This window comes from Planococcus halotolerans (assembly GCF_003289955.1).
Taxonomy (GTDB): Bacteria; Bacillota; Bacilli; order Bacillales_A; family Planococcaceae; genus Planococcus; species Planococcus halotolerans.
This window is the reverse complement of the sequence record NZ_QLZR01000002.1, coordinates 34,195-48,530: the sequence shown is the minus strand read 5'-3', so window position 1 is coordinate 48,530 and position 14,336 is coordinate 34,195. Positions and strand designations below refer to the sequence as shown.

General features: G+C 45.7%; 11 protein-coding genes. 8 read left to right on the top strand and 3 right to left on the bottom strand.

All coding sequences use genetic code 11. From position 1 onward, the window contains the following. The first annotated feature begins 193 nt into the window (after window positions 1-193). Window positions 194-3,697 (top strand): DUF6359 domain-containing protein, encoded by a 3,504-nt coding sequence (locus tag DP120_RS04875; RefSeq protein ID WP_420812430.1) that lies wholly within the window; start codon window positions 194-196, stop codon window positions 3,695-3,697. A 169-nt stretch (window positions 3,698-3,866) separates the two neighbouring features. Further along, window positions 3,867-5,327, top strand: coding sequence for an aldehyde dehydrogenase family protein (locus DP120_RS04870; RefSeq protein WP_112222432.1), 1,461 nt, complete (start codon window positions 3,867-3,869; stop codon window positions 5,325-5,327). A 47-nt stretch (window positions 5,328-5,374) separates the two neighbouring features. Here DP120_RS04870 and DP120_RS04865 read toward each other — a convergent pair whose 3' ends face one another. Then, window positions 5,375-6,364 (bottom strand): two pore domain potassium channel family protein, encoded by a 990-nt coding sequence (locus DP120_RS04865; RefSeq protein ID WP_112222430.1) that lies wholly within the window; start codon window positions 6,362-6,364, stop codon window positions 5,375-5,377. A 257-nt stretch (window positions 6,365-6,621) separates the two neighbouring features. Here DP120_RS04865 and DP120_RS04860 point away from each other — a divergent pair, with 257 nt between their 5' ends. From DP120_RS04860 to DP120_RS04845, 4 genes are all read left to right on the top strand, one after another. After that, window positions 6,622-7,224, top strand: a complete 603-nt coding sequence (locus DP120_RS04860) for an SGNH/GDSL hydrolase family protein (protein ID WP_205854510.1) — start codon at window positions 6,622-6,624, stop codon at window positions 7,222-7,224. A gap of 132 nt (window positions 7,225-7,356) precedes the next feature. Further along, window positions 7,357-7,884: a divergent PAP2 family protein gene (locus DP120_RS04855; RefSeq protein ID WP_112222426.1), complete on the top strand. Its 528-nt coding sequence runs from the start codon at window positions 7,357-7,359 to the stop codon at window positions 7,882-7,884. A gap of 118 nt (window positions 7,885-8,002) precedes the next feature. Further along, a complete protein-coding gene (locus DP120_RS04850; RefSeq protein WP_112222424.1) occupies window positions 8,003-8,983 on the top strand; it encodes a LacI family DNA-binding transcriptional regulator in 981 nt (326 codons plus the stop codon). Window positions 8,984-9,082: 99 nt separating this feature from the next. Next, window positions 9,083-10,033 carry an MBL fold metallo-hydrolase gene (locus tag DP120_RS04845; RefSeq protein WP_112222422.1) on the top strand — a complete coding sequence of 317 codons (951 nt, stop codon included), beginning with the start codon at window positions 9,083-9,085 and terminating at the stop codon, window positions 10,031-10,033. 69 nt (window positions 10,034-10,102) lie between these two features. On the opposite strand, the gene DP120_RS04840 is transcribed toward DP120_RS04845, so the two are convergent. Then, window positions 10,103-10,795 (bottom strand): Na-translocating system protein MpsC family protein, encoded by a 693-nt coding sequence (locus tag DP120_RS04840; protein WP_112222420.1) that lies wholly within the window; start codon window positions 10,793-10,795, stop codon window positions 10,103-10,105. 343 nt (window positions 10,796-11,138) lie between these two features. On the opposite strand from DP120_RS04840, the gene asnB reads away from it, so the two are divergent. Further along, on the top strand, window positions 11,139-13,013 hold the full coding sequence (gene asnB / locus DP120_RS04835) for an asparagine synthase (glutamine-hydrolyzing) (protein ID WP_112222418.1): 1,875 nt from the start codon (window positions 11,139-11,141) through the stop codon (window positions 13,011-13,013). Window positions 13,014-13,062: 49 nt separating this feature from the next. Here the strand turns inward: asnB and DP120_RS04830 are convergent, their stop codons facing one another. Next, window positions 13,063-13,905: an NAD(P)H-hydrate dehydratase gene (locus DP120_RS04830; RefSeq protein WP_112222416.1), complete on the bottom strand. Its 843-nt coding sequence runs from the start codon at window positions 13,903-13,905 to the stop codon at window positions 13,063-13,065. A 138-nt stretch (window positions 13,906-14,043) separates the two neighbouring features. Between DP120_RS04830 and DP120_RS18380 the strand changes: the two genes are divergently transcribed. Further along, window positions 14,044-14,211: a hypothetical protein gene (locus DP120_RS18380; RefSeq protein WP_165843726.1), complete on the top strand. Its 168-nt coding sequence runs from the start codon at window positions 14,044-14,046 to the stop codon at window positions 14,209-14,211. Window positions 14,212-14,336 lie beyond the last annotated feature (125 nt).

The window sequence follows — 14,336 nt, the reverse complement described above, 5'->3', positions numbered from 1 at the left end:
ATCGAAGAAGAATAGTCCAATAGAAGCGATCAGATATAATTAACAGATAAATAGGAAAATAAAATCAATACCTCTCTATACATCTTTTGAATCATAGGACTATCGGGTAAATTTATTATAATTTTACATAATTTTAACAAAGTGTATATTTTCTTCTTGTATAATTATGCCGTACGCAAATTCAAAAGAGGGAGTGAATAGTTTGACGAAAAGCGCAATAGGAAAGATTTTTCTAAGTCTTTTATTGGTGCTGTCAGCAGCTTTGCCGTATATGGCGACTGCGAATGCAGCAGATCCCATCTCGGTGGCGGACGCGATCGCGAATAACTCTGGAACTGCCACGGTTAATGGCTATATTGTGGGCACAGCCAACAGTGGGAGCAGTTATGACCAGGAAGCACCTTTTTCAAGTGCAACCAATTTAGGACTGGCAGATTCACCGGATGAAACAGATCCGGCAAAAATTTTGCCGGTGCAATTACCATCTGGTTCAATACGTTCCGCATTGAATTTGGTTGATAACCCGACCAATTTTAAAGCGGAAATAAACATTACAGGTTCACTGGAAGCGTATTTCACCGTTCCCGGTTTGAAGTCGCCATCATCTTTTGAAATCCTGTCAGAAGGCGAAGCTCCACCAGAACCGACGGTTGTCGATTCATTGGCTGAAGCCCGCACGCTGCCTGGTGAATTGATCCAGGTCGAAGCGACTGTGACGACAGGAACTGGTTTCTGGGGCGGCAACGCGTTTTATGTTCAGGACGAAACAGCTGGACTTTATGTTTACACATCCAGTGCGACTGTATCGCCTGGCGACATCGTCCGGTTGACAGGCTCAGTGTCCGAATACAGCGGGGAACTGCAATTGCAGCCGAACACGGTAGAGGTCCTGTCATCGAACAACGAACTTCCTGCTTTGCAAACTATTACACCTGCAGGAGTGAATGAAGATACGCAAGGTGAGCGCGTTGAGTTGCAGAATGTAACGATTACAGGTCTGCAAGCGGTCAATGATTACGGTACATTCGAATTTTCTGCTGTGGCGGAAAACGGGGAATCCGTAGTTGTCCGCAACGACAACCGCAACGGCGTGACGTTTGAGCAATTCACGCAGCGCTACCAGGAAGGCGACCTTGTCCACGTGACAGGAATCGCTTCTAAATTCAATGATACTTATCAGGTGAAGACATTAGGTTTCGAGAGCTTTGACTTAGTCAATAAACCGGCTGTGTATACCGATGTTTTCCCGGGCATCGTGTCTGAAGGAACAGAGATCACGCTTCAGTCAGGCTGGGAAAACGCAACGATCTATTACACGCTTGACGGCTCGACTCCAACAGCCGCCAGCACACAATACACAGCTCCGATCGTATTGACGGAGGATACAGTCATCAAAGCGATTGCTGTGGCTGACGAAACATCGGAAGTCTTTACATTCGAATACACGGTTTTGAAAACAGAAGATCTTCGCATCCGTGATATTCAAGGACAAGGACATTATTCAGACTACGAAGATGTAGCGGTCATTGAAATCACTGGTGTCATCACGCATTTCTTCAACGGTGCGAACTTTGTCATCCAGGACGTAGAGGATGATGGCGACTGGACGACTTCAGAAGCGATCATCGTTAACAGATCTAGTGCGAGCAGCGCATTTGCTGTGGGCGATGTGGTTACTGTAGCGGGAACAGTGGAAGAATGGTTCTATAAAGGCTATTCGGATATGCGCGCTAACGATCTGCCGCTTACACGCATCCGCTCAACGGAAGTAGTGAAAGACGGCACGGCAGAACTGCCTGAACCACTTGTCATCGGAGAAGATATTTTCCCTCCGACTCAAAATATTGAAAATGACGGTTTGACTTCATTCGATCCGGAAGAAGACGGCATTGATTTCTGGGAATCACTTGAATTGATGCGCGTAGGCGTAGCGGACGCACAAATCGTTGGACCACAAAAATACGGCGAAGTTTTCGTTGTATCGAAGAACGCAACAAACAATGATTTCCATAAACAAGGCGGCGTGTTGCTTGCGGAAGATGATTACAATCCGGAACGCATTACTGTAACGACGGGTGAAAACGTCATCGCCAAAGCTGGCGACACATTTGCTGAAATGCCGGTGGGTGTTCTGGGCTACGGCTTCGGCAACTACCAGATTTGGACAAATGAAAATGAAGTTCCGGCAATTGTGGACGGCGGAACAACGCCGGAAGAAACATGGATTGAAAATGCAGAAGACGAGTTAACAGTGGCAGCCTATAATGTGGAGAATTTCTCTGCAGACCCGAGCCACACTTCTGACGCAAAAGCTCAGCGCATTGCTGAGTCATTCGTAAACGATTTAAATTCACCAGATATTATCGTCATGGTGGAAGTACAGGACAGCGACGGCCCGACTGCATCCGGCAACAGCGATGCAACGGCAAGTTATGAACGCTTGATCGCTGATATCGCAGCGGCGGGCGGCCCGACTTATGCATGGACGGATATCGCACCTGAATACAACCAGGACGGCGGACAGCCTGGCGGAAATATCCGCGTCGGTTATCTTTATAACCCGGAACGCGTAACACTTTCTGAAGGGACAAAAGGAACAGCGACGCAGGATACGGAATGGGTGGACGGCGAGTTGTCATTGAATCCAGGCCGCATCCAACCGATCCCGATGCCGAATACGCGCAAACCGATTGCTGCACAATTCGAATTCCAGGGTGAGCAGGTAGTTGTGATTGGCGCACACTTGAATTCAAAAGGCGGAGACGAGCCATTATTCGGCCAAAACCAGCCGCCATTCCTTGGTTCTGAAGAAGAGCGCATTGAACTGGCGGAAGCCATCAACGGTTTCATCCAGGAAGGGCTTGAACAAGATCCCAACCTGAATGTCATTGTTGCCGGCGATATGAATGATTTTGAATTCACACCAGCAATGGAAGCGTTAAAAGGTGATATTTTAACTAACAAAGTTGAAGATGTGCCGCTTGAAGACCGTTTCTCTTATTATTACCAAGGCAATTCACAGGTTCTTGATCACCTGCTGGTGACGAATAACCTGGCGGATCGCACAGAGCTGGATATGGTTCATATCAACGCAATGTTCATGGAAGAACATGGACGCGCCTCTGACCACGATCCATTGCTTGCGCAGATCGACTTTTCAAAACCGGCAGTGCCGGGAGAACAGGAAGCGGATCCTGATTATTCAGGTGATGTTGCTGTTATCACTGCAGGTGAATTTGACGAAAACGGCGAACTGACAATCGAATTTTCTGAAGGAACAGTGGAAGAATTGCTGGCAAGCGGTAAAGATCTGTTGATCGATCTTCCGGCAGCGGATATCACTTTCACGGCTGAAAACCTTCAGCAATTGGCGGATGCTGCCGGACAAGGCTTCAATCTGGAACTGGCTGTCGATGACGCGGAAACGGTGGACAAACGTCCAGCGTTGACGCAGCAGCTCGACATCGCAGTAACAGATCCGGAAGGCAATGAAGTCGATGTTGATTTTAATTCTGATTTCACTTTGGCTTTTGACACTGACAGCGGAGTGAAAATACAATTCGGCGCCCGCGAAGACGCTAAAGGCAAATGGAAAATCATCCAGGGCGAACTGGATGGCGATACCTTTATCCTAAGCGTCAACGAATTCGGCAACTATACGGTTGTAACGAATAAAGGACAGGCGAAAAAACGCTAAAAACAATATCTCGGAAGAGGCTCCACAAACAGGAAATCTGTCAGTGGAGCCTCTTTTTTTTGTGTATACACTTGAACAAACAGTGTACATACAATCAGGAACCTCATGTTTTTTTACTGTCCAAAAGGGAAAGTGAAGGTAAATGAGATTTTAAAAGGAGAGATGGCAATTGGATAAATACAAGGATCTTGATCATCAATTCATCAACGGCCGTTGGAAAGAAGGAACAGGTAAAAAACAAATCGAAGTGGTTAACCCCTATACACAGGAACAGGTGACCACTTTTAAATCCGCAGGCACGGAAGATATCGATGAAGCTTATCGCGCCGCTTACGAAGCCCAGAAAGAATGGGCTGCTGTAAACGCTTTTGAACGGGCGCGAATCATTGAAGAAGCTTCACTCATCATGGAGCGGCGCAGAGACGAACTGGTCCAGCTTCTGATTGAAGAAGCTGGTTCGACCTTCATTAAGGCGAACGTGGAAGTGGATTTCTGCATCGCTATCACAAAACATTCCGCTTCGTTCCCATTCGAAAACGAGTCGCAGGTGCCGCCTTCGATTGTACCGGGAAAACGCAATGAAGTACTGCGTAAACCCCTTGGCGTCGTAGGCGTCATTGGACCCTTTAACTTCCCGATGTATCTTGCGATGCGTTCTGTTTCTCCTGCACTCGCGACAGGAAACGGCGTTGTGCTGAAACCGGATTCTCAAACGGCGATTACAGGCGGCACATTGCTTGGGAAAATTTTTGAAGAAGCAGGTGCACCCAAAGGCATATTGAACGTTGTGGTGCCGGATATCACTGAAATTGGGGACGCGTTTGTCGAACACCCGATACCGCGTATGATTTCATTTACCGGTTCTACCGGCGTCGGCAAACATATTGGCGAAATTGCGGGGCGCACGGTGAAAAAAGCGGTTCTGGAACTTGGCGGCAACAACCCATTCGTGGTATTGGAGGATGCCGATATTGAAAAAGCTGTAGAAGGGGCTGCGTTCGGCAAATATATGCACAGCGGCCAGATTTGCATGGCAGTCAACCGCATTATTGTCCACCAGGATATCTATGAGGAGTTTACAAACCAATTTCTTGAGCTGAGCAAAAAAATCAAAGCCGGAGACCCGAAAGATCCGACGACATTAATTGGGCCGCTTATCAATCAAAAAGCCGTTCAACGGATTCTGGGTGAAGTGGAACAGGCAAAATCAGAAGGGGCGGAAGTTCTGCTGGAGGGCTCAGTGGACGGCAACGTAATGACTCCGTTCGTATTGAAAGGGACAAATGACATGGCTACAGCAAAACATGAAATGTTCGGTCCGGTTGTGACCATTATTCCGGCGAAAGACGAAGCGGATGCCTTGCGTATAGCCAATGACACGCAATATGGACTCAGTGGATCGGTTCATTCCTCCAATTATGAGAAAGCTTTCAGTTTCGCCCAGCGAATGGAAACGGGAATGGTCCATATCAATGACCAAAGTGTCAACGATGAACCGCTGGTGGCGTTTGGCGGTGAAAAGAATTCAGGGCTGGGCCGTTTCGGAGGCCATTGGTCACTTGATGAATTTACAACTTTCCAATGGATTTCTGTACAGGAAGAAAGAAGAAGATATCCTTTTGAAAAATAGCAAACCAATCCCCGTCCTGGAAAAGACGGGGATTGTTTTGCAGTTGTTTATTCCGGCCATTCACGGTTGTTGTCACGCAGGCTTCCAAGCAGCGCTTTTCGGCGGTCTGATAAATCTTCCAGAGAGTACAGGAAGACATCGGTCGAAACAACAGGCAACCCTTTTTCCCTCATCGTATCGAGGTCCGGGGACGGAGGGGCCATTTCTGCCGGGCTTATATAGCCGCTGCGCAGAGTTGTGATAAAACTGTCAATCGTGGACCGTGCTTCAAGTACAAGCAGCTTGTTCGGCCCATAGCCTTCTTTTATTCCGAATTTGAATACTGTTAATGCTTCATCCAGCGTAGCAACTGATACGGCAATTTCCTGATCCCTTTTACTTGAGTGGTAATAATGCAGAATAGGATAAGCATTATGCTGTGAGGTCAGCAGGCTCAACTGTGCCGAAAAAGAATTGAGCAAAAGATTGATATCATCGAAATTTTTCCCGTTCCAGGAATTCGAGACAACATCTGTTACATTATCACCGATGCCGCGGACACTTTCTGCAAAAGCGCGTTTTTGGGTTACGGCGCCAAGTACAGAAAGGATATAGGTGACGCCGAGCGTAATGAATACCAGACCGCTGGCTGCTGTTAGAACGGCGAGAATCTGCCATAAGCCTTCTTTCATGATGTAATCGCCGACTCCGAGTGTAAAGAGCAGGTAACCGGTCACATACCAGCGTTCAGCCCAGCTGATCGGATTATTGTCGTTTGTGTCAATAAATGAGCCCGGATCCGCAGCAAACAGCAACGTCCAGCCTGTCCAAAACAGCAGGATCCAGGTCAAAAGCGTCGCAATAAGTATAATGGGGCCAGCCAGGCTAATGAGGGAGGATTTGCCGCCGCTGAGCCAACGGAGCAAAAGCCAAAATGCCAGCGACACTCTTTTGGTAATCGGTCCTGCGCCTCCATCCGGCCATAAAGTAGTCCAAGCGAAATCGATTATGCCAGCGATCAACAGAAGGATGCCTAATATAGCGTAAATTTCATTCATCATTAACCTCCTTAAGTGAATAATCCATTTACTTCATAATAAAAGAATAAGCGAATTTGGCTGGCATGTATATTCATTTGGTTCATATGAGTCTTTTTAATTGATGAATTATTATTATAATGATATAATTGTGATAATTATTGATTGAAAGGGAAGTGCTTGGATTGGAAAATAAAATACTGTCGGGCGCCCTTTTAAAGAAGACGCCCTTAAGCAAAATAAAAAAACATAAAAAAGAATATGCGATAAAAACGATTGTGATAATCGGTGATTCTGTTGCTTATGGCTACGGGACTAAAGAAGGCATCGCAAAATACCTGAAAGAAAGTTTTCCGGGAAGCAGGGTTATCAACCTCGGCATCAATGGATTGACGAGCGATGGGCTTGTTGCCAGATTAACCTCGGGATTCTGGGATCTACACCTGTCACAAGCAGACCTGGTTCTTATCAATATCGGTGGCAACGATCTGCTGCAGGGTTTCCGGAAGCTCGGGACGGCTGGATTGGTTCGCAATTTTAAAGCGATCCGCATCAATTACCGGAAAAACCTTCTTGAGATTTACGGCAAGCTCCGCGAGTTGAATCCGGAGGTACTGCTGGTTCAGAACGACCTGTATAATTCAATGAAAAAAGAACATCAATATATGGGCTTGACTAAACTTCTATACCGGCGGTGGAACCGGTCAATCGGAGAGCGGGGCGTAATCATTTCAAAAACCGATAAGATGGGCAAGAATCCCGGTATCTGGCTGGACGGAATTCACCCCAATGATGAAGGCTATAAATTGATGCATGAAATATTGATTGATACACTGCAGTCTACCGGCATAGTGCCGCAGCAGCATTCCAACGAAAAATAAACCGTGAGTATATGAAGCGCATAGCCGCTTCTTTTTTTATGGTACGAAATTTCCGGTTATGAGCCATAAATTTAGGGTATTGGAATTTATACAGCATTTTTGCTGCAGTATCCAAAGCAGGAGGCGGATTGCATGAACCGTGGAGTAATCACATCTTTATCAGCGATTGGTATCGCACAGGCATTAAAAATTGTAACAAATAAAAAACTGACGGGTGAATGGCATTTGAAGCATGCGTTCACGACAGGAGGCATGCCGAGTTCCCACTCAGCAGGTGTATCTGCTCTGGCTACATATGTGGCAGCCAATAAAGGGACGCGCCACACGGAAACGGCACTGGCTGTCGTTTTCGGAACCATTGTTATGTACGACGCACAGGGAATCAGAAGGCATACAGGCGAAATAGCACAATTGGTCAACGATCTTGAAGACAGCCTGATATCCCTGAAAGGTGATTTTCCCAGCCTTGAATTGATCAAAAGGGAAGAAGAACTGAAGGAGCTATTGGGACATCAGCCGATTGAAGTTTTTGCAGGCGCCATGTTCGGTGTAGTCCTTGGACTGATTTCCGCTAAATTTGAAAACGATGCAATTGACCGGAAAAGAGCTAAACGATTGCGGGTTCCAGCAGGCGTGAACAGTTATCGTTATGGACAGTAAATAAAATAAATGCTCCTTCCAGGAAGTTTTTCGGGAAGGGGCTTTTATTTGTTTAGTTTTATTGTTAATGTATACGTATACATATGTGTACTAAGCAATCCGGAAAGTGGTGGAATGAATGGTTTCTTCGGTTGATGTAGCAAAACTTGCAGGGGTGTCGCAGGCCACGGTCTCACGGGTTTTGAATAACCCTGAAAAAGTGAATGCGCCGACACTTGAAAAAGTAAATGCCGCCATCCGGCAATTGAATTACCGTCCCAATGCTGCTGCCCGGTCCTTAATCAGCAGGAAGAGCGGGATAATTGCTTTGTTTTGCGGACAGCTGGATGAGCCGGATAATGCTGAGTTCGCCAATAAGGCAGTGATAAACGCGCAACAAAAAGGTTATACCGTTGAAATTCATATACAGAACCCGGAAAAACCGGAGTCGGTCTTTAATGCAATCCTGAATACGCAGGCGGAAGGAATAATAATTGGTCCGTTAATTATCAAGGGGATGGCTATTGAATATTTGAAAACATCGGGAATCCCTTATATTTTTTGTGGTTCAAGCGGTGGCCGGGAAGGAATTACTGTAGGGATGGATAATCATTCTGCCGGCAAACTTGCGGCAGAATATATCAGATCCATGAAGCCTGAAGCAGTCGGCTGGCTAGGAGGCAACCAATCAGACCTTCGCCTGCAGGAACGCTACCAGGGCTTTGTTGAAGGCATGAAAGAGAGTGGGGTCAATATTGTCAAAGTGACGGGCGATATGGAAGATATCGAGTTGTCTTTTACCGCTATGATGGCTCAAAAGCAGCGTCCGGATGTTATCGTTTCAGCAACAGATTATTACGCAGGCTATGCCCTGGATTTTCTATACGATTATGGATATGCGGTACCGGAAGACATCGCTGTACTGGGAATCGGCAATTCCAGACAGTCAGCTATGAATTATATGAGCTTGAGCAGCATCGGGCTGCCTGGCGATATAAATATTTATGAAGAAGCAATCAATCGGCTGGCCGCCATGATTGATAACAGTGAAAAGGGAAATCGCGGTCCTGCCGATGTTAAGCCGGTTATTTATGAAAGAAGAACGACCAGAAGAAAATAGACCGCTTGATGTATACGTATACATCAAGCGGTCTATTTTTTCGCCAGGTATATTTCCAGAATATTTGTTATAATTTTCTTTATTGAAGGAGGTATGGATATGGACAAAAAAGACCCAGTCGCTTTGACAGACCGTATTACGCTTATTGATGGCTTTGACATGGACATAGCTGAAAGAACCGGTACATATGTTATTAATGAGAAACATTTAACGATTATAGAAACCGGCCCCAGCCCCTCGGTTGCCTATATAAAAGATGGCCTGAAAAAAATGGGGCATAAATTATCTGATGTAGAATATATTATTGTCACTCATATTCATCTTGACCACGCTGGCGGAGCGGGTCTTCTGCTGCAGGATTGTCCGAATGCCAAACTCGTGGTCCATCCAAAAGGTGCAAGGCATCTGGCAGATCCGTCCCGGTTGGTGGCTGGTGCAAAAATGGTTTACGGTGATCGTTTTGACAATCTGTTTGCTCCTGTTTTGCCGGTTTCCGAGGACAGGATTCTGGTTAAAGGGGAAGGGGACAGGCTGGAAATCAGTCCGGATTGCATCCTCGAATTCTGGGATTCATCGGGACATGCCAATCATCATTTCGCAATTGTAGAACCCGTCAGCAATGGTATTTTTACGGGCGATACTGCAGGCATCCACTATGAGCAATTGGCCAAGGAAGGCATTGATTTCCATCTTCCTTCCACATCTCCAAACCAATTTGATCCGGACCTTATGCGTGAATCGATTCTTAGAATGAAAGAAAGAGGTTTTTCCCGTGCATTTTATGGCCATTACGGAATGTCGGAAAAACCGGATGCTGCTTTCGGGCAGACATTGGATTGGCTTGAAATTTTCATGAATGAAGGGGAGGCGGCATTGCAGGCAGGAGAAACTCACATCGAGTTGGCCGCCCGGTTGAAAGAACATATTAATCAGCACTTAAGGAGCATTGAAATAGACGATGATCATGAAGTTTACATGCTGATTGAACTCGATTTGATGGTCGGAGCCATGGGCTTGTTGGATTATCTTTACAAGAAAAAGGATAAATGAAAAAACCTGGCGAGAAAGAGTCTGTCGCTTTCTCGCCAGGTTTTTAGTGTTTTAAAATGTGATCAGTGTTTATTTCGGTTTCAATACAAAAAGGAAGAAACCTATATCCTTATCGAAGTTCCAATCCACAAAAGTTTCATCTATCAATCGAACTCCGGATGATGGGAGGTTAACTTCGCCGATGACCCTTTTTTCAAGGGGCCTCTTTGCAAGTTTCAATTCTTCTGTATAGCCATTGGCAATTAACTCTTTTTCAATGGGGACAAGAATCTGTTCCCTGACCACGAGTATGGTGCGCTCACTTAACCAGTAAATTCCTGTTTTTTCAGGAATTTTTTCTGATTTTTGGCTGGCTATATCAATCGCTTTATAAAATTCCTTCTCTTTGACATCTTGAGGCCAATAATCCAAAGCTTCATCGTGTTTCTCGTTGAGCACAGCAAATATCATGCCCGTTTCTTTATCCAGGTTCCAATCGGCATAAATAGAGTCAATATCCAGACCTGTCAGTTTGTACAATTGCAATGTAATTTCCGAAGCCAAGTCATTCATCAACAAGTCCCGCGTCTCCAGTATCCGCTGTTTTTCATGTTTATTCAAAAGAATTCTTTCCATCGGGGCAATAAACCCTCGGAAGTGAATGGCTAAATAAGGACGTGTTAATATGACATACACAGAAGTGGGGCCTTTTCCGAAATTTTGCCTTAGCAAAGTAGCGATATAGCCCGAGATTTCATTTTCCAGACTTTTCTCGTTTTTCATGGAATCGACTCCTTTTCAGTAAAACAATCTATATAATTCCGGATTAAGATTAATACAATTTGATTATCCATTTCCCTGCGGAAGATGAACTAAACTTCAAGTTCCAGTAAATAAAATAAATAGGGAACTTACTATCAATTGACGCGTCACACCTTAGGGATTAAAATAAATTATCCTTATGTTAAGTAATCACATTTTTCAATAATAAAATGTTAGAAACTACTGCTGGGATAAATTTTTTACAAAATGTATCAACTAGTTGTTCTTTTTTATTACCTGCTGTGATTTAATATATGAAGAAACAAGAACGAAGCATTAATTTTAATGGGAAAAGAGGCTGTATATGTGCGGATTTACAGGATTTATCGGTGAAACAGAAAATGCCGGATCCATACTGAATAATATGATGGACCGGATTATACATAGAGGGCCGGATTCGGCTGGTGAATTTTTGGAAGGCGAAGCTGCTTTAGGTTTCCGGAGATTGAGCATCATTGATCTGGAAAGCGGCAGCCAGCCTTTCCATAACGAGGACAACTCCCTCGTATCCATGGTCAACGGAGAAATCTATAATTTCCAGGAACTTCGTGAAGAGTTGATCGAAAAAGGCCATGACTTCACTACCCATTCGGATTGTGAAGTCATCATCCACGGTTACGAGGAATACGGAACGGCGATTTTCAGCCGGCTTCGCGGCATGTTCGCGTGTGCTATCTGGGACCGCAAAGAGAAGAAATTGGTTGTTGCCAGAGACATGTTCGGCATCAAGCCGTTATATTATGCGAACATGAACGGCGTTTTGCTGTTCGGCTCCGAAATCAAAAGTTTCCTTCCGCATCCGGCTTTCAAGAAAGAAGTTAACCGGGATGCGTTAAAACCTTATTTGACTTTCCAGTATTCCGTGATGGATGAAACGTTCTTCAAAGGTGTGTTCAAGTTGCCTGCAGCCCACTTCATGGTCTATGAACAAGGCCAAGTGTCGCTTGAGCGCTACTGGGAACCTTCTTTTGATGTGAATGAAAAACCGCTTGAAGAAACAGTAGAGGAAATCGACAGCGTGATTCGCGAGTCCATCCAGGCTCACCGGATCAGTGATGTAAAAGTCGGTTCTTTCCTTTCAAGCGGAGTGGATTCCAGTTATGTAGCGTCTGTGCTTAAACCGGATAAAACCTTTACGGTCGGCTTCAGCGACAAGAACTTCTCAGAAATCGACAATGCACAGATCTTGTCTGATGAACTGGGTATCCAGAATATCAATGAAGTCCTGAATTCGGATGAATGTTTCACCGAGCTGGAGCAAATCCAGTATTTAATGGATGAACCGCATTCGAACCCATCAATCGTTCCGTTGTATTTCCTGGCACAATTGGCGAAGAAAGATGTAACTGTCGTCTTGTCGGGTGAAGGTGCAGATGAATTATTCGGTGGTTACGATGATTACGATATCCGTCCGAATTTGAAAAAATACAGAAAACTGCCTGCCGGTCTGCGTTCGGCAGTCGGTTCTGCTGCGGCGAAACTGCCGGAGATGCGCGGCAAGCAATTTCTGATCCAAGGCGGTCTGCCAGTTGAAAAATGGTTCATCGGCCAGGCCAATGTATTTCCGGAACACGAAGCGGCGCGTATGCTAAAAGCTGAATACCAGACAGGTCCGTCAGTAGCGGAGATTGTTCAGCCCGTCTATGACCGTGTCAAAGGCAAAGATGATTTGACAAAAATGCAGTATCTCGATTTGAACCTCTGGCTTGTCGGGGATATCCTGTTGAAAGCCGATAAAATGAGCATGGCGCATTCCCTTGAATTGCGCGTGCCTTTCCTGGATAAAAAAGTGATGGCGACAGCGGCACAATTGCCGGCCCATTACCGCATCGGGGCAAATGACACCAAATACGCAATGCGCCTCGCAGCTCGCCGGGCACTTCCGGAAGTTTCCGCCAACCGCAAAAAAATGGGATTCCCTGTGCCAATCCGGAATTGGATGCGCGAAGATAAATTCTATCAGCAGATCAAATCATATTTCACTTCAGACGAAGCTGCTGAATTCTTCAATCAGAACGAATTGCTGGCTCTATTGGAAGAGCATTACACGAATAAAGCAAATAACGCCCGTAAAATTTGGACCATTTTCATGTTCCTAGTGTGGCATAGACGCTACTTCATCGTAGAGCAGCCGAATGCAGTCCAAGTCCAAATGGATGAGGAAACGGCATTGGTATAAAAAACAAAACAGCAGCTCATCGGAAAGTTATTCTGATGAGCTGCTGTTTTTATTGTTGTTCATATGGCTTCATGACCGTTGGCAGAAGTTCCGTCAGTTCATGGGCAAGCAACGTATGGGCGGAGTGGGTTTTGATCCATTCATCGGCGCACGCCCCGTGGAGATGGACGGCGTTCAGTACTGCATGGCGCCAATTATCATGGCAGCAGAGCATTCCGAGCAGCATCCCGGTCAATGTATCGCCGGTACCGCCCTTTGCCAGTGCGCTGTTCCCAGTCGCGTTCAAATAAGTCTCGCCATCCGGAAATGCGATAACTGTGTTCTGTCCTTTCAGCACGATGGTAACACCTAATTTTACAGCACAATTTGCGGCATGATGAGCGCGCTGCTGCTGAAGTTTTTCCACTGGCACTCCTGTGATCCGTGAAAATTCACCCGGGTGCGGCGTCAAAATGACTGGAGCTTCTGTTTTGGCGTAGGTTCTCTCAGACAGCGCACCGGCATCCATCACAAGCGGTTTTCCAAGCTGCAGCAGATGTTCGACTGCTGCTTCGGTTTTTTGATCGGGCAGCATCCCCGGACCTATTGCAATTGCTTTATAGGAGGTCAGGTCAAGTTCAGGGTCGTTAATCCGCTCCATCAATTCAGGCTCGAAAGTCGCTTCCGGCACATGGGAAGCGATGGGCGTTATGGATTCCCTGGCAGTCGCCACCACCAATTTCCCGAGGCCGCTCCTCATCGCAGCTTTAGCAGCCAATACAGCCGCGCCAGGCATACCCGTACTGCCGGCAATCAGTAAAGCCGTTCCATAAGTACCTTTATGGCTGCCCGATTGCCGTTGGGGTAAATGCATTCTTACATGATCTTTTGACCAAACAGGAATGTCGTCCATTCAACTCATCCTTCCTCTTCACTATATAAAAGAAATAGCCTGAATAGAGGCGGATTAAACTAAAGAAAACGGACAGAACTGCTTGAAAAATGCATGAGCGGGTAAAGGACAGTAAACCATAACAAGGGAGTGATCTGGATGACAGATAAAAAAGAGCAGCGAAACAACGGGGAAGATAAGGAAGAAATCTTTACTGGTACGCCTGAAGAGCAATTGCCTGATTTGGAAGCAGAAGATATACAGAATCAGCAGAAAGAGAAGGCTGAAAAAGAAGAGGAATCAGACAACCAGGATGATAAACACTAAGAGCCGTTCCCTATATTAGGGAGCGGCTTTTTTGCGTGTAGAGTGTCGGTGATATTTATTTTGCAGATTGGCCGTATATGGAACTTGCTGTATTTATTTTTGGCTGTTTTTAATGTAAAATTAAA

Bases quoted from the DNA above. Each gene is read 5' to 3' on its own strand.
- DP120_RS04855 (WP_112222426.1), top strand. From the start codon at position 7,357: ATGAACCGTGGAGTAATCACATCTTTATCAGCGATTGGTATCGCACAG.
- DP120_RS18380 (WP_165843726.1), top strand. From the start codon at position 14,044: ATGACAGATAAAAAAGAGCAGCGAAACAACGGGGAAGATAAGGAAGAA.
- DP120_RS04845 (WP_112222422.1), top strand. From the start codon at position 9,083: ATGGACAAAAAAGACCCAGTCGCTTTGACAGACCGTATTACGCTTATT.
- DP120_RS04840 (WP_112222420.1), bottom strand. From the start codon at position 10,795: ATGAAAAACGAGAAAAGTCTGGAAAATGAAATCTCGGGCTATATCGCT.
- asnB (WP_112222418.1), top strand. From the start codon at position 11,139: ATGTGCGGATTTACAGGATTTATCGGTGAAACAGAAAATGCCGGATCC.
- DP120_RS04850 (WP_112222424.1), top strand. From the start codon at position 8,003: ATGGTTTCTTCGGTTGATGTAGCAAAACTTGCAGGGGTGTCGCAGGCC.
- DP120_RS04830 (WP_112222416.1), bottom strand. From the start codon at position 13,905: ATGGACGACATTCCTGTTTGGTCAAAAGATCATGTAAGAATGCATTTA.
- DP120_RS04865 (WP_112222430.1), bottom strand. From the start codon at position 6,364: ATGAATGAAATTTACGCTATATTAGGCATCCTTCTGTTGATCGCTGGC.